The 23,789-nt window shown below is 58.3% G+C and carries 21 protein-coding genes; 9 read left to right on the top strand and 12 right to left on the bottom strand.

Annotated features, from left to right (window positions below; all coding sequences use genetic code 11):
* Positions 1–23 precede the first annotated feature (23 nt).
* Both GS632_RS05785 and GS632_RS05790 read left to right on the top strand, forming a co-directional pair.
* Complete coding sequence (locus tag GS632_RS05785; RefSeq protein WP_171721451.1) at positions 24–2,486, top strand: penicillin acylase family protein; 2,463 nt, start codon at positions 24–26, stop codon at positions 2,484–2,486.
* A gap of 109 nt (positions 2,487–2,595) precedes the next feature.
* Entirely contained in the window at positions 2,596–2,991 is a 396-nt protein-coding gene (locus GS632_RS05790; RefSeq protein WP_171234378.1) for a nuclear transport factor 2 family protein, read from the top strand.
* Between the two features lies 1 nt (position 2,992).
* Here GS632_RS05790 and GS632_RS05795 read toward each other — a convergent pair whose 3' ends face one another.
* From GS632_RS05795 to trkA, 5 genes are all read right to left on the bottom strand, one after another.
* On the bottom strand, positions 2,993–3,301 hold the full coding sequence (locus GS632_RS05795) for a putative quinol monooxygenase (RefSeq protein WP_171237681.1): 309 nt from the start codon (positions 3,299–3,301) through the stop codon (positions 2,993–2,995).
* A gap of 20 nt (positions 3,302–3,321) precedes the next feature.
* Complete coding sequence (hflX, locus tag GS632_RS05800; protein WP_171237682.1) at positions 3,322–4,593, bottom strand: GTPase HflX; 1,272 nt, start codon at positions 4,591–4,593, stop codon at positions 3,322–3,324.
* Complete coding sequence (gene hfq, locus GS632_RS05805; protein ID WP_005982826.1) at positions 4,593–4,832, bottom strand: RNA chaperone Hfq; 240 nt, start codon at positions 4,830–4,832, stop codon at positions 4,593–4,595. The genes hflX and hfq overlap by 1 nt, the downstream gene beginning before the upstream one ends.
* Positions 4,833–4,963: 131 nt before the next feature.
* The gene (locus GS632_RS05810) at positions 4,964–6,502 is read right to left on the bottom strand and encodes a TrkH family potassium uptake protein (RefSeq protein ID WP_171237683.1); all 1,539 of its coding nucleotides are present in this window, start codon (positions 6,500–6,502) and stop codon (positions 4,964–4,966) included.
* The gene (trkA, locus tag GS632_RS05815; RefSeq protein ID WP_171179974.1) at positions 6,502–7,878 is read right to left on the bottom strand and encodes a Trk system potassium transporter TrkA; all 1,377 of its coding nucleotides are present in this window, start codon (positions 7,876–7,878) and stop codon (positions 6,502–6,504) included. The genes GS632_RS05810 and trkA overlap by 1 nt, the downstream gene beginning before the upstream one ends.
* 96 nt (positions 7,879–7,974) lie before the next feature.
* Between trkA and GS632_RS05820 the strand changes: the two genes are divergently transcribed.
* A complete protein-coding gene (locus GS632_RS05820; RefSeq protein ID WP_171179972.1) occupies positions 7,975–8,457 on the top strand; it encodes a hypothetical protein in 483 nt (160 codons plus the stop codon).
* Here the strand turns inward: GS632_RS05820 and GS632_RS05825 are convergent.
* From GS632_RS05825 to dusB, 7 genes are all read right to left on the bottom strand, one after another.
* Complete coding sequence (locus tag GS632_RS05825; protein ID WP_171721452.1) at positions 8,449–9,612, bottom strand: MFS transporter; 1,164 nt, start codon at positions 9,610–9,612, stop codon at positions 8,449–8,451. The genes GS632_RS05820 and GS632_RS05825 overlap by 9 nt on opposite strands.
* A 53-nt stretch (positions 9,613–9,665) precedes the next feature.
* Positions 9,666–10,244, bottom strand: a complete 579-nt coding sequence (locus tag GS632_RS05830) for a helix-turn-helix domain-containing protein (RefSeq protein ID WP_171237685.1) — start codon at positions 10,242–10,244, stop codon at positions 9,666–9,668.
* A gap of 24 nt (positions 10,245–10,268) precedes the next feature.
* Positions 10,269–11,678 carry a sigma-54 dependent transcriptional regulator gene (locus GS632_RS05835; RefSeq protein WP_171179966.1) on the bottom strand — a complete coding sequence of 470 codons (1,410 nt, stop codon included), beginning with the start codon at positions 11,676–11,678 and terminating at the stop codon, positions 10,269–10,271.
* Positions 11,675–13,939, bottom strand: a complete 2,265-nt coding sequence (locus GS632_RS05840) for a PAS domain-containing sensor histidine kinase (protein ID WP_171721524.1) — start codon at positions 13,937–13,939, stop codon at positions 11,675–11,677. Before GS632_RS05840 ends, GS632_RS05835 begins: the two co-directional genes overlap by 4 nt.
* Positions 13,940–14,062: 123 nt before the next feature.
* Complete coding sequence (locus GS632_RS05845) at positions 14,063–15,430, bottom strand: response regulator (RefSeq protein ID WP_171179962.1); 1,368 nt, start codon at positions 15,428–15,430, stop codon at positions 14,063–14,065.
* On the bottom strand, positions 15,430–16,518 hold the full coding sequence (locus GS632_RS05850) for a nitrogen regulation protein NR(II) (RefSeq protein ID WP_171237687.1): 1,089 nt from the start codon (positions 16,516–16,518) through the stop codon (positions 15,430–15,432). The genes GS632_RS05845 and GS632_RS05850 overlap by 1 nt, the downstream gene beginning before the upstream one ends.
* A complete protein-coding gene (dusB, locus tag GS632_RS05855; RefSeq protein ID WP_256368512.1) occupies positions 16,515–17,498 on the bottom strand; it encodes a tRNA dihydrouridine synthase DusB in 984 nt (327 codons plus the stop codon). Before dusB ends, GS632_RS05850 begins: the two co-directional genes overlap by 4 nt.
* A gap of 182 nt (positions 17,499–17,680) precedes the next feature.
* On the opposite strand from dusB, the gene GS632_RS05860 reads away from it, so the two are divergent.
* From GS632_RS05860 to GS632_RS05885, 6 genes are all read left to right on the top strand, one after another.
* A complete protein-coding gene (locus GS632_RS05860; protein WP_171237689.1) occupies positions 17,681–18,811 on the top strand; it encodes a bifunctional 2-C-methyl-D-erythritol 4-phosphate cytidylyltransferase/2-C-methyl-D-erythritol 2,4-cyclodiphosphate synthase in 1,131 nt (376 codons plus the stop codon).
* Positions 18,808–19,305 (top strand): phosphatidylglycerophosphatase A, encoded by a 498-nt coding sequence (locus GS632_RS05865; RefSeq protein WP_171237690.1) that lies wholly within the window; start codon positions 18,808–18,810, stop codon positions 19,303–19,305. Before GS632_RS05860 ends, GS632_RS05865 begins: the two co-directional genes overlap by 4 nt.
* Positions 19,302–19,769 carry a CinA family protein gene (locus tag GS632_RS05870; protein ID WP_171237691.1) on the top strand — a complete coding sequence of 156 codons (468 nt, stop codon included), beginning with the start codon at positions 19,302–19,304 and terminating at the stop codon, positions 19,767–19,769. The genes GS632_RS05865 and GS632_RS05870 overlap by 4 nt, the downstream gene beginning before the upstream one ends.
* 204 nt (positions 19,770–19,973) lie before the next feature.
* The gene (locus GS632_RS05875; protein ID WP_171237692.1) at positions 19,974–21,155 is read left to right on the top strand and encodes an ammonium transporter; all 1,182 of its coding nucleotides are present in this window, start codon (positions 19,974–19,976) and stop codon (positions 21,153–21,155) included.
* 136 nt (positions 21,156–21,291) lie between these two features.
* Positions 21,292–21,969, top strand: a complete 678-nt coding sequence (locus GS632_RS05880; RefSeq protein ID WP_171179948.1) for an orotate phosphoribosyltransferase — start codon at positions 21,292–21,294, stop codon at positions 21,967–21,969.
* A gap of 201 nt (positions 21,970–22,170) precedes the next feature.
* Positions 22,171–23,661 (top strand): replicative DNA helicase, encoded by a 1,491-nt coding sequence (locus tag GS632_RS05885; RefSeq protein ID WP_171179946.1) that lies wholly within the window; start codon positions 22,171–22,173, stop codon positions 23,659–23,661.
* Positions 23,662–23,789: the final 128 nt, after the last annotated feature.

A 23,789-nucleotide genomic window follows, 5' to 3' on the forward strand; every position in this document is an offset into this window, starting at 1 on the left:
CCAAAAGATAATATGGGGCAGTAATGGGTCTTGTTTTCCGCTGGCTGGTGCGCATCGCGTCGGGTCTGATTATTCTGATCCTCGCCGCGATAGGCCTTGTCTATTTCCTGGCAAGCCAGTCCCTGCCGGATTACGACCAGACCCTTGAAGTTGATGGTCTTACCGCCCCTGTCGAGATCGTTCGCGACACCGCCAACGTGCCGCATATTCTGGGCCAAACCGATCCGGATGTGTTCTTTGGACTGGGATATGCCCACGCACAAGACCGGCTGTGGCAAATGACTGTGATGCGCAGGACTGCGCAAGGCCGTTTGTCCGAAGTCTTCGGGACACGCACGCTGCGCATCGACAAGTTGCTGCGGCGGCTGGATCTCTATGGCCTCGCCCATCGCTCGGTCGAGGTGCAGGATGACTATACCAAAGCCGCCTTGCGGGCTTATGCCGCCGGGGTCAATGCAAGGCTGACCGAAATCAATGAGGAGGCTTTGGGTCGCGGTGCACCGGAAATGTTCCTGTTCAACGCCCCCGTCTCGCCCTGGCAACCGGGCGACAGCATTGCGGTCATCAAGCTGATGGCTTTGCAACTTTCAGGCCACCTGAGTGATGAGGTTCTGCGCGCCCGCACCTCTTTGATATTGAACAACCCCGAGCGTCTGGCCGACATCCTGCCTGACGTCCCCGGTCCTGGCATCGCGGCCCTTCCGGAATATGCGTCCCTGTTTCCCAATCTGCCGCGCTACGCCGCCGGCACTGAAATACCCGAAACACCTCTCTCACCGCTTCCCAAACGCGGCTTGGCCGGAGCGTCCAATGCTTGGACCGCCGCCCCATCGCGGTCGGCAAGTGGAGGCACTTTGCTGGCAAACGACCCGCATCTGGGTTTCACAGCCCCCGGTGTGTGGTATCTGACCCATCTTGATCTTAAAAAAGGTGGTGTGATCGGAGCCTCGATACCCGGTGTTCCTGCCATTATGACCGGACGCAGTGACAGGTTGGGATGGGGGCTGACCTCATCTTATCTGGATGATCAGGACCTGCACATAGAACAGCTGAACCCGGACAACCCAGAGGAATATCTGACCCCCGATGGCTACAAAGAATTTCTGACCCGCCCATCGATCATCTCCATCAAAGACGAGGCGCCAGTCACACTAACGCTGCGCTGGACAGATAACGGCCCGGTGCTGCCCGGCACGGATTACAAGCTGGAGACCATCACTCCGCCCGGCCATGTGGCGTCTCTGTCCTGGACGGCGCTCAGCCCGCGCGACACTTCGATGACCGCTTCTATGGCGCTCATGAATGCGGACAACGTGCGTCAGGCCATACAAGCGGGCGAGCAGTTCATCGCCCCATCCCAGAACCTGTCTCTGGTAGACCGGACTACAATTGGGATGAAGTTGATCGGTGCCATGCCCAGCCGGGATCTGCAAAACCAAAGCCGCGGGCGCATCCCAACGCCCGGCTGGATCGAGGCAAACCGCTGGCAGGGCCGCCTGCCCTATGCGGACAATCCGGAATTTGTTGCCCCGGTCGGTGGCATTCTGGGTAATACGAACAACAAGATTATCGACCGTCCTTTCCCCAACCATGTCTCCTACGAATGGGGCGATACACAGCGTGTGCATCGCTGGGATCGCCTGATGCAATCGCGTGAGGTGCATACCCGTGACAGCTTTGTCGAAGCGCAACTTGATACCGTCAGCTTCACGGCGCGGTCCCTGCTACCGCTCATCGGCGCAGACCTGTGGTTCACCGGTGCCTCGGCCCCCGAGGGCACACCGGAACGTCAGCGCCAGATCGCCTTGTCACTGCTGGCAGACTGGAATGGTGAGATGAATGAACACCTGCCCGAGCCGTTGATCTATGCGGCATGGTTGCGCGCTCTTCAGATCCGCCTGATCGCGGATGAGCTTGGGCCACTGGCCAGCGAATACAAACACGTCGAGCCGCTGTTCATCGAACGCGTTTATCGTGACATCGACGGAGCAAGCGTCTGGTGCGATGTACGACAAAGCGCCCCGGTTGAGACGTGTACCGAAATGGCCCGACTGGCGCTGGACGACGCCCTGATCTGGATTTCTGAGCGCTATGGCAGCGCGTTGGAATCCCTGCGCTGGGGCGATGCGCATCAAGCCACGCATGATCACCCGGTCCTGGGCGACGTGCCTGTCCTGCGCTATTTCGTGAACATCCGCCAATCGACCAGCGGTGGCGACAATACGCTGCTACGCGGGCGCACGTCAGGCGAAGGCCCGGATCCGTTCCAGAACGTACACGGTGCCGGGTATCGCGGGGTGTACGATTTTGCTGATCCCAACAGCTCGGTCTTTATCACAGCAACCGGTCAATCGGGTCATTTCCTGTCGCGCTACTACGACGATCAGGCGCAGCTATGGCGGCGTGGCGAATATATCCCGATGTCATTGGACCTTGATCTGGCCCGCGCTGCAGCGGTTGGCGTGACCAATCTGATCCCGCGATAATCCGCCTAATCGGCAACTCCTCGCCCCGGTTTCTGGGGCATCGTGGCACCTTGAACCTTTTTCGCCTATGATCATTCCACCGATTATGTGGGACCAAAGGGGGGCGAATATGGCCAGTATTCGGGATACATTGAACAATCTTGCGCGGGATTACGCAATTGCCTGGAGTTCCGGTGACCCCGATGCAGTTGCCGGTTTCTTTGCACCTGATGGACAAATCACGATCAATCGGGGCGACCCCATAGAAGGGCGCGCAGCGATTGCCGATATGGCTCGTGGCTTTTACGCCGACTTTCCTGATCTAGAGGTCCGCTGCGATATGATGCGATGGGCCGGATCTCACGCTATTTTTGTTTGGACTCTAGAGGGGAACCACGCCGAAACCGGCAATCACGTTGTGGCACGCGGTTGGGAAGAGTGGGAATTGACGTCAGACTATCTTGTAAAGTCTTCGCTAGGCTGGTTCGACGCAGATGACTATCAACGGCAGATTGACGGCAAATAGCTTAACGTGTCCGATCCGCAGCCGTTTCTATCGTGTAGTTCCTGGGTATTCCCTGCGTGACCTGAAACCAGTCTGACGCCTTGGTTCGCACCTGATGGGCGTCAAAGGCCGCTTGCGTTGCAAACACTTCCGACACCATGAACCGCCCGGGCGTTGTCTGATCTTCCACAACTTCGAAAGACATACAGCCCTCTTCCGCGCGTGTAAGAGCGATATGGAGCGGCAAAGCTGCCCGCACGTCTTCAAGCCGGTCCTGCGGTACATCGATAAGGCCGTTCAAGAACACTCTTTGATCTGAATTTTCCGTCATAGCTGACCTTTCCACCTTGTTCAAAGCGACGCAAACCGCGCGGCTTGCTTGTCTGTCCACAAAACGGTCAGGCGGAACCCTTCTTCGGTTTGATCCTCACCCTGGACAACGTCCTGACGGAACAGCCACGCCCGCTTGTCCCCCTCGGCATAAGACAGGTCCAAGACAACCTCGTGCCGTGCACCCTGAAGCAGTGTGGCGATCTCGGCCAACAGCGGGTTAACGCCTTCGCCCGTTACTGCCGAGATTGAGAATATCGCCGGGTCCCGTCCAGCCCGCGCCAAAGCGGCGTCTTTGTCCTCGGGGTTGAGCAGGTCGATCTTGTTCCAAACTTCAAGCCGTGGACGTTCTTCATCGACACCCAATGAGGTCAGGATAGTCTCAACATCCTGGGCCTGCGCATCCGTTTCTTCGTGGCTGATGTCACGCACATGAACGATCAGGTCCGCGCCCAGCACTTCCTCGAGGGTTGCGCGGAAGGCCGCCACAAGCTCGGTCGGCAAATTCGAGATAAAGCCCACCGTGTCCGACAGGATCACCTCAGGGCCATCAGGAAGCTGGACGCGACGCATGGTTGGGTCAAGCGTTGCAAACAGCATGTCCTTGGCCATCACTTCGGCCCCGGTCAAGCGGTTGAACAGGGTCGACTTGCCCGCGTTTGTATACCCCACAAGGGCAACGATTGGATACGGCACCTTGGCGCGCGCAGCCCTGTGCAGGGTACGGGTCTTGACCACTTTCTGCAGCTGACGCCTTAGTCTGACTAATTGTTCGTCAATGGCGCGGCGGTCGGCTTCGATCTGGGTTTCACCGGGTCCGCCAACGAATCCCAACCCGCCGCGTTGCCGTTCAAGGTGGGTCCAGGCCCGCACCAATCGCGTGCGTTGATAGCTGAGAGCCGCCATCTCGACCTGCAGCACCCCTTCACGGGTGCGCGCGCGATCGCTGAAAATTTCAAGGATCAGCCCGGTTCGGTCGAGTATCTTAACCTTCCATGCCTTTTCCAGATTGCGTTGCTGCACGGGCGTGACCGGCCCGTCGATCAAAACCAACTCGATTTCACTGTCATGCAGCCGTTCGGTCAGTTCCTCGATCTTGCCACTGCCGAACAAAAGCCCCGGTTGGGCACGTTGCAGGCGCACAATCTCGGACCCAATCACATCCAGATCGGGTAGTGCAGCGGCCAGTCCAACCGCCTCAGCCAGCGCCGGTTCGGGAACACGGCGCTGTTCATCTGATTTGATTTCGGGATGCAGCACCCAGGCTCGGGTGCGCCTCCGGTCATGTTCCATCAAGAGGCGTCTTCGCCCTCATACAGATTGATCGGCTGTGATGGCATGATGGTCGAAATCGCGTGTTTATAGACCAACTGCGACTGTCCGTCGCGGCGCAACAATACGCAGAAATTGTCGAACCAGGTGATCACACCTTGCAGTTTCACGCCATTGATCAGGAAGATCGTTACCGGAACCTTAGCTTTCCGTACATTGTTCAGGAAGGCATCCTGAAGATTCTGTCTGTCCGAAGCCATATTTTTATAATCTCGCCATTGTTCTTGCTACGCGCTGCGGACCAACGCGCTCCCTCCGGGCGAGTATGGAGTGCCGCGCAGAGATATTCCAGATGAAAAATAAGGCGGTAACGTTGGCCGGGCGTTGTGGTTCAATCCCGCCACAGCGACGGTGTGATCAATGCAATAATTGCAAGCGTTTCCAGACGACCAATCACCATCGCTGCACAGAGCGTAAGTTTTGCCCCTGCGGACAAATCAATCAGCCGGATCGGGACATCCGTCGCCAGCTCGATCAATGGACCTGTCGTCGTCAGGGTGGCAACGCTCAGCACCATTGCCTGTTCAAATCCGGCCCCCATCGCCGCCAGCAAAAGATTGAACACCGCCAGCGTCAGAGCGAAAAGCATCAAAAAGATCCAGGCGATAAAGGCTCCGTCGCTCTGAATACGCCGGTTGCCGCCCCCGACACCGCTGACGGATGAGGGATAGATCAATCGGTCGATCTCGCGCGCACCGTTCAGGTACAACGCAAAAACCCGCAACAGCTTGACGCCTCCGGCCGTGGTGGCGACCCCACCGCCAATCAGCGCAAGTCCCATCAGCAACAACCCCGGCGTGCCAAGACCCGACAATTGCTGCGCATCGTTCCAGTTCGCACTTTCGAACCCGGCAGTGGTCAGGAAGGCCAGCACGGTGAACAGCATACCCCAAATCACCTGCAACGCCTGAAGTGGAGCGATTTGCCCACCGATCTCGGTGACGCCGGCCACCACCCGGAAAAACAATAAAAGTGCAACCGCCAGAACGATCATCAGGCCGATGCGAAACTCGGGGTCTCTGTCCAAACGAGAAAACCCTGTGGCGGCAGTATCGGTCGAGAAAGTCAGGCGCGAAAGGGCAAAGAACAGGAACAAAAATAGGATCGCTTCACCGGTAAACCCGGCCTGCGCCCCCTCCATACCACCAACCGGAGAGATACCGGACGTGGCCATCACCGACATTGCGTGGCAAACGGCGGTCAAACCGGCCTCGCCCGCGATCATCAGAAGAACCCAGATCACTACAGTCAGCCCGGCGTATACCGGTGCCAGCGCCCGCGCTACACGCAGCAAACGGCCGCGCGGGTCCACGCGTTCGCTTTGCGCAACACCTGACACCGGCCGACCGGGCTGCCCCTTGGCTGTTACCTCGAACCCGCCAAGGGACAGCGGCGCCAGAATCGCAGCGGCCGCAATCCACATCAGCAAGCCACCCATCCAACCGACCAGTGCACGCCAAAGATGCAGCGGCGCGCTTAGCCGGTTGTAATCAGGAAACAGATCAGCCCCGGTCGTTGTCAGCGCGCTGACCATATCGAAATAGGCGTTCAGAAATGTGGTCGTGCCAAGCGCATCATGGAGCGGTATCGCCAGAAAGATCGGCAGGATGGTGAAACAGCCCAGCATCACCGCTAACTGCCCCAAAGTCCCCCGCCGTGGAATGCGATTGGAAGAGGCCATTGCAATTATTGCGACCAGAAACAGGCCCAGAAGGCCCGAGTAAAGAAAGGACCGCGATGTATCGTGATCATCCAGCACCAGAGCATAGACTGCCGGAATCCACATGGCCAGCGACACGATAGCCCAGATCAGCAGGAACAACGGTAAACGCCGCAGAATCCCAACCTGTTGTGTCCCTGCGCGCGCCATCAGAAGAAATCGATTGAGACCTGCATCAGACGTTCGACCTCGGGCACGTCCTTGGCCATGGCAAAGATTGCGACCACGTCCTTTTCATCAATCCGCAGACTGCCCGTCGGACGCAGAACCTCGTCTCCTTTGCGCACGGCACCAACCAGCACACCCTCGGGGAAATCGATATCGCGCAGTTTCTGCCCCGCCATCGGAGAGGTCGACAGAACCTCGGCCTCGATCACCTCGGCCTCGGCGTCACCGATGGAATAGACCTGTCTAACACGCCCATGCCGGATATGGCGCAGGATCGAGCTGACGGTGGTAGCGCGCGGGTTAATATAAGCATCAATGCCCAACGGTCCCATAAGGGCAACCATGCTGGGATCGTTGATCAGCGCAATCGCAAGCGCACAGCCTTCGGCCTTGGCACGCACGGCAGCCAGCATGTTCGTGCGGTCGTCATCCGTGACGGCCAGCATCGCATCGGCCCGGTCGATCCCGGCCTCGCTCAGCAAGCCGGAATCCAAACCGTCCCCATGCAAAACAATCGTCCGCTCCAGCGCTTCGGCGGCGATCTCGGCGCATTGGCGGTCGCGTTCGATGACCTTTGCGCGCACGCGGCTTTCGCGCTCCTCCAGCGTTCTGGCCACCTCCAAACCGACATTGCCGCCGCCAACGATCACAACCCGATCCTGTCGCTTTTGGGCTTTTCCGAACACTTCCATGGTGCGGTTCACGTCGTTCACATTGGTAAAGACGTAACACTCGTCGCCTACGAACAGCTGATCCTCGGATTCAGGCGCGAACAGCGTACCCTCGCGCCGAACACCAACCACAATCGAACTGAGTGTGGAAAACAGATCAGTCAGTTGCCGGAGCGGCGTATTCACAATCGGGCAATCCTCTTCCACCCTGATGCCCAGTAGCTGCGCCTTGCCATCCATGAAAATCTCGGTGTCAAAGGCCGACGGCGCCGACAGGCGACGCATCGCTGCAGCAGCCACTTCGCGTTCGGGGCTGATCACCACATCGATGGGCAAGTGATCGCGGCGGTAAAGGTCCGAATGAATGGCTTCCAGATAGGACTTGGAGCGCAAGCGCGCGATCTTACGCTGGATCGAGAACACCGAATGCGCCATCTGACAGGTAACCATGTTCACCTCGTCAGAATGGGTCGCAGCAATTATCATATCGGCGTCGCGGGCCCCTGCCCGTTCCAGCACGTCAGGATAGCTTGCAAACCCTGCAATGCCCTGCACATCCAGCGTTTCCGTCGCCCGGCGCACGAGATCGGGATTGTTGTCCACGACCGTTACGTCATTCAGTTCGCCCGAAAGGTGCCGCGCAATCTGCCAGCCAACCTGACCCGCGCCGCATATGATGACCTTCATGTTTCTGGCCCTTCTGCCTGAAAGGATTGAATGACAGATGCCCCCAAAGCGGTCAATTGAATTGTCATCTCTGTGCGGCTGCGGCAAGATAAGCATATGAAAACGCTGTTTCCTATGCTTGCAACCCTAATGGTGCTGTCCTCATGCGGCGGGCCGCTTTCGCTTTATTACCGCGAAGGTGCAACCGTTTCCCGCCTGCAACAAGAGACGACACAGTGCCAGCTTAAGGCGGTACAAGAAGTGCCGGTTGCCAATCAAATCCGCCAGAGCCCGCCAACATACTGGCCCGGGCGCACCTATTGCGACGGTCGGGGACGGTGTTACCAGTCCCCGGGATGGTGGCAGCCCGGTCGGGTCTATACCGTGGATGTGAACCAGGGCCTGCGCAACACGGTCGAGGCGCAGTGCATGGCGCAAAAAGGATTCCGCCCCGTCAGCCTGCCGCCCTGCAAGCAAAACGTAAAATCAAGCGTACCTGCAACGCGCACAACTACATTGCCGCCACTTACAACGCAATCGTGTTTTGTAAAATTCGATGACGGGTCTTTTCAGATCATTTCGCCTGGTCAGTCAGGCTGAGTTGGTTTGTGCTGCGCGCTGGCGGGCCAGCGCGGTATGCGCAAGGATCGCGATCGCATAAATTCCGGTTATACTCAGCAGCATCCCGGCCTCATCCACGCGCCACAAAACCGCCAGCAGAACCGGTGTGCCCAGCAAGTTTCCCGCGTTGCCCATCTGCGCCATGGCCCCATAGCTAAGCGCCTGCGCCTCGGCCGTTTGGTTCAGGATCGGTACTGCAGCAAAGCTGCCCCCCTGTACGAGTCCCAAAACGGCAAACAGTAGAACGCACACGATCTCCAACGGCAGGCCAAGGAAGGCCCCGGAAATGGAAAAAATGCCCAGCCCGAGCCCCAGATTGATCACCGCGACGCAGGGCATCACATTCAATAGGACAGGAACAGCTATCCAACTCAGGACAATACCCGCCAGCGGCATCAACCCGGCGACATGCGCGCTGATGTCTTCCGGCAAACGACCCGGCAGGATGGCCAGCAAAGACACAAAGGTCAGCGTATAAAAGAACCACCCCACTGCCGGGGCTGACACGAAGGGAGAGCGATAAGTGCGAAGATGAACGTTCAGCACTTCTGCCCACCGCCAAGGTTTGGTGTCAGAGGCAAATTGCACGCGCATCCGGCAGATCAGGATCACACCAGCTACTCCAAGCATCAAGAAACCATGCAGCAGGAAGAACGTGGTCAGACCAAAAGCGGCGATCATCGGTAGTCCGATCCACGCATTCAGTGCGAAAGCGACGCCAAAGAATGTACTCCAAAGGACCATCGCAATGTTACGCGCTTTGCCGGTTGTGATTTGCGCGATCAGTGTGGGCGCAGCGACGACAATGGCCAGATGCGAAAGCCCTTCAACAAAGCGACTGGCCAGCATGATGTAAAATCCGGGCCATGTCGCCTGAAACACTGAAATCGCGCCACCGAGGCACAAGCCGAAAATCAAAAGCTTCATGGGCCCAACCCGCCCTACGATGGCCCCGGACAAGGCCCCAAGCAAGGCTCCGATCAGGCTGATGATCGACAGCAACCATCCCATGGCTTCGGTGTGATCAGGATACAGTAAGACAAGCTCGGGAAACGGAACTGCAATTTTTGCAAATTGCGTCGCCGCACCCAATCCGGCCAGCCAAAGAATGAGGACCTGAAATACCCGTAGCATTGGGCGCTTCTAACGTGCCGCGCCCGGTCGCGGAACGCATAAATTATGCGACCTTAGTGTCTGGAACCGCTGACCAGACGAACAGGCGTGCCGTCAGACAGATAGAGACGTTCCCAGATGATTTCGCCAGCGCTGATACGAATACGGTCATGGACAGCTTCGGACGTCAGGAACGCCTTTGGCGCGGGCGTATGCATCTCCCACCATCCATCGGCATCGAGTTCAGCCTCGGCTGCCTGTATTTCCTCCGTTGCAAATTGCCACAGCGACACACCAAGCAAAGCGCTCTGGCTGGTTTTCCAATCGCGCGCCCGGCTGGCCGAATAGGCAAGACACCTGTGGCTGGCCTCTTCTACCAAATGCACACAATCTGACGAGCTCATGACCAACCGCCGCAATGCGCTGTCATCAGTACGGGCCGGACCAAGGGCCGCAAAGACGGCCTGTTGGGTCTCGGGCGGTGGTGTCTGACCGCCTCTTTCCCACCGCGAAACGGTCGCCTGATCCACCTGCAACAATTCAGCTAGATGAGCCTGCTTGAACCCAACCGACCGGCGCAGCCGTTTCAGGCGCTTTCCGAAACCTGGATAGCCGCGGGTTTCAAGCCGGTTCACTGCGTTTGAAGCCCTCATGGCCAGCCCAGCCGTCCCGGTGGATTACTCCGCCGGTTCCGGCTCATCGATTTGCGCAACACGTGCACCGGATTTGTTCGACGTAACGACACCCAGCGACTTCAGCTTGCGGTGCAACGCGCTGCGCTCCATCCCGACAAAGCTGGCCGTGCGGCTGATATTGCCGCCAAAGCGATTGATCTGGGTCAGCAGGTACTCTCGCTCGAACGCTTCACGCGCCTCGCGCAGCGGCAAGGTTGCCAGAGCACCCGACAGAACGACGCGGCCCGAATCTTCGGTCTTATCCTCTTCGCTGGGCAACTCGCGCGCTTCGATCGGGCCGGTTCCGTCGCCGAGGATCAAAACCCGTTCGATCAAGTTCTTGAGCTGACGCACATTCCCCGGCCATGTCATCGTCTGCAACAGAGCAACAGCCTCTTCCGAGAGTTCGCGGATCGGCAGACCTTGGGTTTCGTTACACATTTCGATGAAATGCTGGGCCAGAACCGGAATATCCTCGCGGCGATCTTCAAGCGAGGGAACTGCAACAGGCACAACGTTCAGACGGTGATACAGTTCTTCGCGGAACCGCTCGGCTGCGATTTCTTCGTCCAGATCCTTGTTGGTGGACGATATAACACGCAGATCCACGCGCACTTTGTCCGATCCACCCACACGCTGAAACTGCTGATCCACCAACACCCGAAGGATCTTGGATTGGGTGCCCAGGGGCATGTCCGCCACTTCGTCAAAATAGACAACACCGCCATGGGCTTCTTCCAGCAAGCCGGGCTCGACCCCGCGCTCAGCGGATTCGCGGCCAAACAAAACCTCTTCTACGCGCTCGGGCTCGATCCCTGCGCAGTTCACTGTCACAAAGGGCGCATTGGCACGGTTGGAATGGGCGTGGATATAACGCGCCGCGATTTCCTTGCCCGACCCGGCAGGACCGCTCAGCATCACACGGCCATTTGACTTGGTCACTTTGTCCAACTGACCCTGCATGGCCCGGAACGAGGCCGATTTGCCGATCATGTCCGAGTTGTTGACCTCTTTGCGCTTCAACGACGCATTCTCGCGGCGCAGGCGAGACGTCTCCATCGCGCGGCGGATCACCACCATCAACTGGTCAATGTTAAACGGCTTTTCGATAAAGTCGTACGCGCCCTGCTTGATAGCGGCGACAGCGATTTCGATATTGCCGTGCCCGGAAATGATCACCACCGGCACATCTGGGTTATCGCGCTTCACCGCTTTCAGAATATCGATCCCATCCATGCGGCTGTCCTTCAGCCAGATATCAAGGATCAACAGCCCCGGCGGCTCGGAATTGATGGACGCCATGCACTCGTCCGAGTTGGCCGCCAGCCGGGTTGAATAGCCTTCGTCCTCCAGAATGTCGGACACCAGCTCGCGAATATCGCGCTCGTCATCTACGATCAGAATGTCACTCATCTTTGGCCTGCTTTCAGTTTGTTGGTTCTAATTGCCTGCTTCTGTGGCGCAACGGTCGAGGACATATTGGCCCCCGGCAAACGGATTACGGCCATCGCGCCAAAATGGTCCTGTCCGTCAAAGACGGGCGCGTCCTCAAGCGTCAGCGCTCCGCCGTGTTCTTCGATGATTTTCTTGACGATGGGCAGGCCCAGCCCCGTCCCTTCGTCGCGTGTAGTCACATAGGGTTCAAACAGTCGCGCCCGATCCTCGGGCAGACCGATCCCGTTGTCTGCAATCGTGATGACCGTACCGGCATCATCACTGGAAACTGCCACTTTTATCTGCGGCTTGAGATTATCCGGTGCCCCTTTTTCTTTCAGGGTACCAATCGCTTCTCCGGCGTTTTTAATGAGGTTTGTCAGGGCCTGATGCAACATCGTCGCATCCAGGTCGGCCATGATGGGTTGCTGCGGCAAATCCGCGTCAATCTGCACGTCCGGTTGCCCCGCCTGTTGCAAAACAACTGCTTCACGGACGAGTTCGACCACGTTTTCTTCGCGGCACTCAGGCTCGGGCATCCGCGCGAATTTCGAGAACTCGTCCACGATGCGACGCAGGTCGTTGGTTTGGCGCACAATGACACCTGTCATCGACTCGAGGCTTTCGCAATCCTCTTCGTCCAGCTTGCGCGCGAACTTGCGTTTGATGCGTTCGGCGCTCAGCTGGATCGGGGTTAATGGGTTCTTGATCTCATGGGCGATGCGGCGGGCAACGTCGCCCCAGGCTGCCATCCGCTGCGCACTGACCAGATCGGTCACGTCGTCAAAGGCGACCACATAGCCTTCCAACCCACCATCTTCGCCGCGACGGATGGCCATCCGCACTAAGAGGTTTTCCAGACGTCCCTTGCGTGTGACTTTAACCTCGCCCTGAACAGCCTCCTGCCCGCTGTCTTTCAGGCTTTCGAACAGCGGCAGAAACTCTGGCACCGCGATGCCAATGGCCAGATGCTCTTCTCCCCGCGACCAGTCCAGCAACCGTTCGGCCGAGCGGTTCACAAAGGTCACGCAGCCCTCAGGGTCAACGCCGACAACACCCGATGTGACCGAGCTGAGTACCGAGTCGAACAGGCGACGGCGGCTTTCGATTTGCTGTGTGTTTTCCAGCAGCGTGTCCCGCTGCCCTTTCAGTTGCCGGGTCATCTGGTTGAAATACCGGCCCAGCATGGCGATCTCGTCATCGCTGGCCTCTTCTATAACCTGAACGCTCAGGTCCCCGGCCCCGACCCTTTGGGCCGCCGTGGTCAAACGCCCCACCGGACGTGATAGGCGTTCGGCGAACCACATCCCCAAAGACATCGCAGCAAGGATCAGGATCAACGCAAAGCCCAGATACAGCAGGCCAAATTCGAACAGCACCCTGCCCCGCTCGCTTTCCAGCTGTTGGTAGAACTGTGCCGTTTCCTTGGTGTCATCCAGCAGGGTCAGCAACTGCCCATCCACTTCGCGGCTGACATAAAGGTAACGGTCCAGATAGGCTGTCAGAGGCACAAGCGCGCGGAATTCATTGTTTGGCCAATCAGCTATGATCAGCAGCCCTGTGTCAGTGGCCTCAGCCATCTGTTCCGAAGTGGGTGCTTCGTAGTTGAACAGATATGATCGATCGCCGCGCGATTTGATCTCGCCACTGCCGTCGATGACATACGCTTCCCGCAATCCGCGTTGAATTTGGGCCTGCCCCTGCGCCAACACTTCGCGCAATTCGGCGTCCGAGATGTAGAAATCCAGCGAACGCGCATTGTCCAGATACCGCGCCAGCACCGAGGCGTCCTGAACCAACCCGCGGCGGTGCTCTTGTTCATAAGCTTCTGCCGCTGTCAGGGACGATCCAACCACTTGCCGCACCCGGTCCGAGAACCAGCCCTCGAGGCCGATATTCACAGTGAGCCCGGCAAAAATCGCTACGGTTACGGTAGGCACCAGCGCCAGCAGAGTGAACGCCCCAATCAAACGCAAATGAAGGCGCGAACCCGCCGACTTGGCCCTGCGCGCCGCAATCAAGCTGCCGACCTGACTCAGCACCAGTGCCGCGACGACAAGTACATAGACGAGGTCTGCCAACAGAATCAGCCGCAGGGTTGGTGCCGTTGCACCAAGATCAAAGGGACCAATGACCAGATAGGTTGCCAGCGCAAGAATTGGCCCCAAAAGGACCAGCCCAAAGGTACCGAAATTGCGCAGTTTTCGTGATTTACGCCATCGACTTATCGATGGGATCATCCCGCTCTGTGCTCGGGTTGCCACCGTCTGCCCTCATCCTGATGTGCCGCGTTCGCGGCTTACCGCCATATATCGTGATCTTTTCCCAAAAGATGCCGGGATGCCACGGTTTGTGTGGCGATATTACATCAGTTTGCGGCGGCGTGTCACCTGAATATCGAGGTCAGTAATCTTTTTTCGCAACGTATTTCGGTTGATTCCCAGCAAATCGGCACATTTCGCCTGATTTCCGCCGGTTGCGTCCAGTGCAATTTCGATCAGCGGTGCCTCAACCTCACGCAAAATGCGCTGATACAGACCTGGCGGCGGCAAAATATTGCCGTGCAGGTCAAAATATCGACGCAAATGTCGCTCGACCGAGGTCGACAGTTTTTCACGCTCTCCGCCACTGAGAACCGGTTCAGCTTCGGGCTGGCTGCCCAGAACCATTTCCACTTCAGCCTTCGAGATTTCATCCGCCCGGCTTGTCAAGCTCAGCCTGCGCACTGCGTTTTCCAACTGTCTTACGTTACCGGGCCAGGAATAGCGCCGCACCAATTCTACCGCTTCGGGGCTGAGCCAGCGCTTTGCACCGCTTTCACGCTCTTCGCGGGCCAGAAAATGTTCCGCTAGCAGCGGAATGTCATCCACCCGTTCACGCAATGACGGCACATGAATGGTGGCACCGCACAACCGGTAATACAAATCCTGACGAATGCGCCCGGTTTCCATCCCTTCCGTCAGATCCGACTGGCTTGTGGCCATGAAACGCGGAACATGATCGCCGGGTGTATCCATCATGCGCACGATACGGGCCTGAACCTCATCTTCGATATCTGCGATTTCATCGATCAACAGCGTGCCGCCGCGAACACGCGCCAAAACACGCGCGGGTCCTTCCAGATCCCGCAACTCTGCCGCCGTAACGGTAACAAAAGGTAATGTGCGCCGGTCCGAGAAGTCATGAATAGCGCGTGCAATCAGGGACTTACCTGTTCCACTTTCACCGGAAATCAGCACCGACAAATCGGTGTTCATTACCCGTGCGACCAACCTGTACAGGGCCTGCATCACCGGGGTGCGCCCGACCAAAGGCAATTCGTCCGGACGCTCGCCATCTACATGAGCCGTTTCGGGCTGTACCCGTTGCTTTTGATCCAAGGCCCGCGCGGTTCGTTTCATCAAGTCAGGTAGATCGAAAGGTTTCGGCAAGTAATCATAGGCGTCCGCCTCTGCCGCCTGAATCGCCGTCATGATCGTGTTTTGCGCCGAGATCACGATGACGGGCAGTCCGGGACGATCTTCGGCAATCTTTGGCAGCATTTCCAATCCGTTGCCATCTGGCATGACCACGTCCGAGATCACCACATCGCCCTTACCTTCCCCAACCCAGCGCATCAGCGTGGTCAGCGACGACGTTGCATGCACCTTGCACCCTGCACGCGTCAGGGCCTGTGTCAGAACGGTGCGGATCGTGCGGTCATCATCCGCAACCAGTACGGTGCCATCCATTAGGTGGTCTCCTTTTTGTGCTCGGCGACCTCGCGCGGCGCGCGGCGCAGCGACAGTTTGAATACGGTTCGCCCGGGAACGGACTCGGCTGAAATCCAGCCGTCATGGTCCGATATGATCTTACTCACCAGCGCCAGCCCCAGCCCGGTGCCATTTTCCTTGCCCGAGACAAAGGGGTCAAAAATGTCCCCGCGAATGTCCTCGGGCAACCCTGGTCCATCGTCGATAATCTCGATCTGCAAAGGCAATGAATGACCAGACCCATCGCTGCGGCGCAGACGGAAGGAATGTTCGAAGTAAGTCCGAAGCCGGATGGTTCCCCCCTGCGGCCCAGCAGCTTCGGATGCGTTCTTGAGCAGGTTCAGAACCACCTGCAACAATTGATCCGGGTCTCCGAAGGCCAACGGCAAGGACGGGTCGTAATCTTCAATGATCGTCATGTCCGCGCCAAACCCCAGCAAGGCTGACCGGCGGGCGCGATCCAGAACGTCATGGATATTGACTGGTTTGAAGTCGGGTTTCTGCAAGTTTCCGAATTGTTCAACCTGCTCCAGCAGCTTCACAATTCTGCGGCTTTCCGCCACGATTAAGTCTGTAAGTTCTAAATCTTGCGCCGGGATATTCATGCTCAGCAACTGCGCGGCGCCCGTGATCCCGGCCAAGGGGTTCTTGATCTCGTGGGCCAGCATCTCAGCCATGCCAATGGCCGATTGCGCGGCCGATTTGACCGTGTTGCCCCGTGTCATCCGCCCCGACAATTCGCGCGGCGAGATGATCATGATCATCGATCCAGGATATCCAACCAAAGGCGCGATCTGCAACGCGCATTGCAACGGTGCGCGGTTTCCTGATCCGGCGTCGACATCGTTGACAAAAAGCGGCGTACCATAGGTGCGCGCGCGCTCGAAAGCCTCTTCAAGCGGTGCATCTACGGCGATCTGATCCCACACGGGATGGCCGATCACAGCCTTGCGTGACGCGTTCAGAAACCCTTCACCTGCTGCATTTACATCGGAAATGCGATCGTCCGGATCAATGATGAAGGCCGGAACGGGCAATGAGTTCCAGATGCTGGCGTTCGAGTTCATGCCGCCACCTCGCCCGTCTCGCTCAGCGCATCCGCCAGCAGGCGCAACACTTCGTTTGGATCGCGTGAGGTCAGAACGGCTCGCCGCAAAGGCGCCGGTGTCGCGGCTTCATCCATGTACCATCCAAGATGCTTGCGGGCGACGCGCAGGCCGAGGTCCGCCCCATAGAAGGATAGCATCGCCTGATAATGCGCCTGCACCATGTCGATCAGATCCGCGCCGATCGGAACCTCAGGGGCCTCTGCCCCAAATAGGTCATGGCATACCTGCGCCAAGAGCCAGGGCTTGCCCTGCGCGCCGCGCCCGACCATCACCCCATCTGCACCGGACTGATCCAGCGCAGTCTGCGCGGCAGCGGTATCCACGATATCGCCATTGGCGATGACTGGAATCGACACAGCCTCTTTCACGGCCCGGATCGCCCGCCAATCGGCATGCCCTTTGTAAAACTGACACCGCGTGCGCCCGTGAATCGTGACCATCTGAATTCCGGCGTCCTGCGCTCGTCGCGCCACGTCTGGTGCGTTCAGCAGAGAGTCGTCCCAGCCTAGCCGGGTTTTCAAGGTCACCGGCACATCAACGGCACTGACCACGGCTTCGATCAGGGTCAGTGCGTGATCCGGCGTTTTCAGCAGCGCCGAACCAGAATAACCATTGGTCACTTTCTTGGCGGGACAGCCCATGTTGATGTCGATCACCCGCGCGCCCCTGTCGGCCACCTGACGGGCGGCTTCGGCCATCCAGTGCGCTTCACGCCCGGCCAATTGCACGGCAGTGTTTTCTACGTCCGCAGACAGTTCCGCACGTTCGCGCACGCCAGGCTTGGCTTGCACCATCTCCTGACTGGCGACCATTTCGCTTACCACCATGCCGGCACCAAACCGCATCACCAGATCGCGAAACGGGCGATCAGTGATTCCGGCCATCGGAGCCAGAAGGACCGGTGATGTTACTTCTTTTTCAGCGAGGCGCAGAGTCAACGTGCTTAATCCTTGGGCAGTTGCGGTTTTGATATCGAATTCCGCGCATATGAACAACAAAACGGCGCGAAACAAGCCCGCAAAATCATCAAATGCCTAACTTTTAATCGTTTTACCTTGGGTGATTGCTTCTGCTTTCACCGCCGCCTAAACACAGCCCAATACGAAGGAGCGCCCGAGACATGACTACAGCCGCCATCATAGTCGCCGCAGGGCGCGGGTTGCGCGCCGGAGGTGGCATACCCAAGCAGTGGCGCAGCCTTGCGGGCCGTCGCGTGGCAGACTGGACGATCGAGCGGTTCCGCGGACAGGTGGATCACATCGTACTTGTGCTTTCAGACGAAGACACCCCCGCATGGGAAGAGTTTCGCAATTCAGATCTGATCCTCGCATCTGGCGGATCAGATCGCTCAGGCTCAGTAAGTAGCGGATTGAAGGCCCTGGAAGGTCTGGGTGTGCAACATGTTCTGATCCACGACGTGGCCCGCCCTTGTGTCTCGTCGCGCATCATAAAGGACGTTTTGAACGCGCTGGAAACGCACCAAGCGGCTGCCCCGGGGCTTGCTGTCACGGATGCGCTGTGGGTTGGGCGGGATGGCGCTGTAACGGGCACGCAGGATCGCAATGGCCTCTATGCTGCGCAGACACCGCAGGGGTTTCACTTTGACGCCATCACAACCGCACACGCAGCCCATTCGGGCGGGGCTGCGGATGATGTGGAGGTCGCCCGTAAGGCGGGCCTTGATGTATGCATTGTCCCCGGCGACGCAGACAATCTAAAAATCACCCGACCCGAGGATTTTGCCCGGGCGGAACGGATAATGGGAACGGATATGGATGTAAGGCTTGGCAACGGGTATGACGTACACCGTTTTGGCGAGGGGGATCACGTTATCCTGTGTGGTGTGAAGGTGCCTCATGGGCGCGGATTGCAGGGACATTCAGATGCGGATGTCGGGATGCACGCCGTAACCGATGCGATCTACGGCGCTTTGGCGCAGGGTGACATTGGTCACCACTTCCCGCCCTCAGATCCGCAATGGAAGGGTGCTGCCAGCGAGATTTTTCTGCGCCATGCGGTCGAGCTGGCCGGGCAGATGGGATACCGCATTTCGAACGTCGATTGCACCTTAGTCTGCGAGTATCCAAAAATCGGCCCTCATGCCGCTGCCATGCGCGCTGAAATGTCTAAAATCATGGGGTTAAGCGCAGATCAGGTCTCGGTCAAGGCCACCACATCTGAGCGTTTGGGCTTTACTGGTCGCAGCGAAGGGATCGCCTCGCTCGCCACAGCCTGCTTGGTGAAACAATGACCACGGCACAGGTGATCGGTACGGTCGGCGGTGTCGGATATTTGCGCCCTGCCCCCGGAACCTGGGGATCCTTGGCGGCGCTGCCGATGGCTTGGATATTGCACACGCTGGGTGGGTTTCCCCTGCTGGCACTTGCAACACTGGCCGTTTTTGTTGGCGGCCTTTGGGCAACCCGCGTGATGACCGAGGGCCAAGATGATCACGACCCGTCAGAAATCGTCGTTGATGAGGTCGCAGGCCAGTTCATCGCGCTTTGGGCGATTTCTTACCCGTCTTGGGCCCATGGGATCGACATTACCGCCCTTTGGCCCGGTTGGGTGGCTGGGTTCATCCTGTTCCGCCTGTTCGATATCACCAAGCCCGGCCCCGTTGGCTGGGCCGACAGGCGTGGCGATCCGATGGGCGTTATGCTCGACGACGTCATCGCAGGCGTTTTCGCAGCCATCGGCGTGATGATACTGGCGGGAATAGCACACGGAGTACTGGGTCTGTGAACGTGAGCGAGCTGTTGGATTTTGCCAAGGCGCAGGGCGTGATGATCGCCACGGCTGAAAGCTGTACGGGCGGGATGGTGGCTGCGGCCCTGACCGATATTCCCGGCAGCTCCGCTGTGGTTGACCGGGGCTTTGTCACTTACACCAACGCAGCCAAACAGGACATGCTGGGTGTTTTGGCCGAAACGCTGGCCGCGCATGGCGCAGTGTCAGAGGAGGTCGCCCGCGAGATGGCAGACGGAGCCCTTCGCAATTCTCCGGCGCAGCTTGCCGTATCGATCACCGGCATTGCCGGACCGGGCGGATCCGAGTTCAAACCGGAAGGGCGAGTGTGTTTCGGACTGGCCCGCGACAGTAGAGACACTCGAACCGAAACCGTTGAATTTGGCGCATTGGGGCGAGATGCGGTCCGGCTGGCAGCGCGTGATCACGCGTTAGATCTACTTAAAGATGGCCTTTCCTAAACGCCCATTCCTTAGGCAAGATGCCTGAAAAGCCGCAAAAACTGTCATCACTTGAAGAAAAGGTGACATTTTAAGCGCCTTTAACAACTCTGCCTCTTTTTTCCTCACCTCTCCTCCGTTTCAAGGCTGCGCACACACTCACAAGGGTTCCGAGCGCCGACACAAAGCGTTCCGAACCAAACGCAGGGGAAAGGAGAACGGCCCATGAATGGAGCCGATACAGCCTGGATCATCGTTGCAACCGCACTGGTCCTTTTCATGACATTGCCAGGTCTTGCCCTGTTCTACGGCGGGCTTGTACGTGCCCGAAATGTACTCAGCGTGTTCATGCATTGCTTTTCAATCGCCTGTTTGATGAGCATTTTGTGGCTCGTTGCGGGCTACTCGATCGCCTTCGGCCCTGGCGAAAGCGGGGTTTGGGGTGGTTTGGGCAAAGCGTTCCTGAATGGTGTGGATGCCGATAGCCTTGCGGGTACTCTGCCCGAGATCCTGTTCTTCGCCTTTCAGATGACCTTTGCGATCATCACACCGGCCTTGATCGTTGGCGCCTATGTCGAACGTGTCGGCTTTGGCTTTGTCCTGACCTTTTCGGCCCTTTGGATGCTGCTCTGTTACGCGCCGGTCGTCCATTGGATCTGGGGCGGCGGCATGCTGGCTGATGGCGGCATTCTAGGCGAGATCGGCGTACGCGACTTTGCGGGCGGAATCGTAGTCCATGAAACCGCTGGTCTGGCTGCTCTGATCATCGCCGTCATACTTGGCCCGCGCCGCAACCGCACCACACCGCCGCACAACCCTGGCTATGTCATGGTTGGAGCCGCGATGCTTTGGGTCGGTTGGTTCGGCTTCAATGGCGGATCACAGCTGGCCGCAGACGGCGGGGCCGCGATGGCAATGACTGTTACGCATCTGTCCGCCGCAACCGCGTCGCTGACCTGGGCCCTGTGGGAACGTATCCGCTTTGGCAAGGCTTCCATGGTTGGTCTGGTCACAGGCACCATTGCTGGTCTGGCTTCGATCACCCCAGCCTCGGGCTTTGTGGGTCCGGTACAAGCACTGATCATCGGTGCGGTCGCCGGTATATTGTGTCAGGAAGCCGTCAATGTCATCCGCAACAAGCTAAACATCGACGACACACTGGATGTCTTTGCAGTACACGGCGTCGGCGGCATTTTCGGCACCATCATGATCGCTGCTTTTGGCCTTGGCACGTGGACCGCGCAGTTGGGCGGCCTGGTGATCGTGGGGGCCTTTACGACAGTTGTCACGATTGTGTTGGTGAAGGTGGTTGCACTTATCACCCCGCTTCGCGTAGACGCCGAAACCGAGACAAACGGGCTCGATCTTTCGGTACACGGGGAACGCGCCTACGACATGAGCAGCTAAGCCCACCTTGGCGCTCTGCCCGAAAGGGCGAAAAGCGGACCTCTTGGGGGTCCGCTTTTCTTTTTTGCCCTCTCGACTCCGGCCCAACGGTCGGGCTATCAGCCCGCAACGTGTTTTCAGCCCCGAGGTTTGCGCCATGATCCCCAGTTCCTTTCCCGACAGCACCGAAATCGCCCGCCTGACCGCGCGGATGCTGCTGGAGATCAAGGCCGTCCATTTCAACTCGCGTGAGCCGTTTACCCTGGCAAGCGGACTGCCCAGCCCGACCTATATCGACTGTCGCAAGCTGATCTCGTACCCGCGCATCCGTTCGACACTGATGGATTTCCTGACCGTGACCGTGATGCGCGAGGCCGGGTTCGAGGCGTTCGATAACATCGCCGGCGGCGAAACCGCAGGCATCCCCTTTGCCGCCATGGTTGCCGAGAGGATGGCGCTGCCGATGACCTATGTGCGCAAGAAACCCAAAGGCTATGGCCGCAACGCTCGGATCGAAGGCGCGATGAACGAAGGCGAGCGGGTGCTGCTGGTCGAGGATCTGACAACCGACGGTGGCTCGAAACTTTCCTTCGTGGACGCGATCCGCGAAACCGGCGCGACCTGCGGGCATACTGCGGTGATCTTCTACTACGGCATCTTTCCCGAAACCGAGAAAACACTGGGCGATCACGGTGTAAAGCTGCATTCGCTTTGCACTTGGTGGGATGTTCTTGCCGAGGCCAAGGCGCAAAAGGCCTTTGACGAAGAGACCCTTAGCGGCGTCGAGGCCTTCCTGAATGACCCGCGGGGGTGGCAGGAAGCGAATAAAAGCTGACGTCGCGAAATCAATTTTCTGAGCGGAAACAGTAGCAGGTCCGCGGACTTAATTCGCACTACATGTTGACGTACAGCCCCGTCATGCTTCAAGATGATGGGGCCCGGAGATATTCACAGCATATCCCCAGAAAACATACAATTTGCCCCGACTCGCAGGGCTAAGCTATGGACCATGTCCCAAGGGACGGTGAGAGCAGCAATGAACGAGATCAGCAGTATCGAGCAAGCAGCGGCACAGATTCAAAACGCAGAAACCATGCCGCATTCCATTGAGGCTGAACAGCAGCTTCTGGGCGCGATCCTGACCAATAACGACCTCTATGACCGGGTCGCCTCGATCATCGGGGCCGAGCATTTCTATGATCCGGTTCATGCCCGGATTTATGAAGTCGCCGCCGCCCGCATCGCTAAAAACGCGCTGGCCTCACCGGTCACACTGAAATCCTTCATGGGCGAAGATGAAGGCTTGAAGGAGCTGGGCGGCCCGGCCTATTTGGTCAAGCTTGCCGGTGCCTCGATCAGCGCCTTTGCTGTGCATGACTATGCCCAGATGATCTATGACCTCGCCATTCGGCGCGAGTTGATCCGACTTGGCCGCGACATTTCAGACAAGGCAGCGCGGGTCGAAGTCAGCAGTGAGCCAAAAGAACAAATCGTCGAGGCCGAGCAGCAGCTCTATCAGCTATCCGAGCAGGGCCAGACCGAACAAGGTTTTCAATCCTTCCTGAAGGCGGTCACAGAAGCCGTCAACGTCACCAATGAAGCGTACCAGCGCGGTGGTGGAATGGCGGGGATTTCCACCGGTCTGGCCGACTTGGACAAACAGCTTGGGGGCCTGCACCCCTCTGACCTGATCATTCTGGCCGGGCGTCCGTCGATGGGGAAAACCTCGCTGGCGACGAACGTAGCGTTCAACGTGGCCAAAGCCTACAAACGCGGACAGAAGCCGGATGGCTCGGAAGGCGCGATTGACGGTGGTGTGGTCGGGTTCTTCTCACTTGAGATGAGCGCCGAGCAGTTGGCGGGCCGTGTGCTGGCCGAAGCGTCCGAGATTTCCTCGCACAAGATCCGTCAAGGCGATATGACCGAGGCCGAGTTCCGCCGCTTCGTGGACGCGGCCAAGGAATTGGAAGCCTGCCCCCTGTTCATCGATGACACCCCGGCACTGCCGATCTCGCAGCTTGCCGCCCGTGCGCGTCGGCTCAAGCGGACGCATGGTCTGGACCTTCTGGTGATCGACTATCTGCAGCTTTGCCGAGGTATGTCCGACAACCGCGTGAACGAGATTGCCGAGATTTCGATGGGTATGAAGGCCATCGCCAAAGAACTGAATATCCCGGTCATCGCCCTGTCACAGCTGAGCCGTCAGGTCGAAAACCGCGACGATAAACGCCCGCAACTGTCCGACCTGCGGGAATCGGGCTCGATCGAGCAGGATGCCGATGTGGTGATGTTTGTGTTCCGCGAGGAATACTACAAGGAACGCGAAAAGCCCGGTGATCACGAGCTGGAAAAGATGGAAGAGTGGAAGCAGGCGATGGAACGCCTGCACGGCAAGGCCGAGGTCATTGTCGGCAAGCAACGCCACGGTCCCATTGGCACCGTCGAGCTTTCGTTCGAAGCCCAATTCACACGCTTTGGCAATCTGGTCAAACCCTGGCAGCAGGGTGGCGAGATCGAAGGCTACTGAACAGGCGGTCTCTGACTTTTCCTGTTCCTCCGGCCGAAGCGATGGCGCATCAGCCACGCTGTGTTAGAACCGCTGAACAAAGCTTCCACAGCAACAGGTCTGCATCGCCGCCGGCGCTGCGGATTATG

It is taken from the genome of Ruegeria sp. HKCCD7296 (genome assembly GCF_013110775.1).
Classification (GTDB): Bacteria; Pseudomonadota; Alphaproteobacteria; order Rhodobacterales; family Rhodobacteraceae; genus Ruegeria.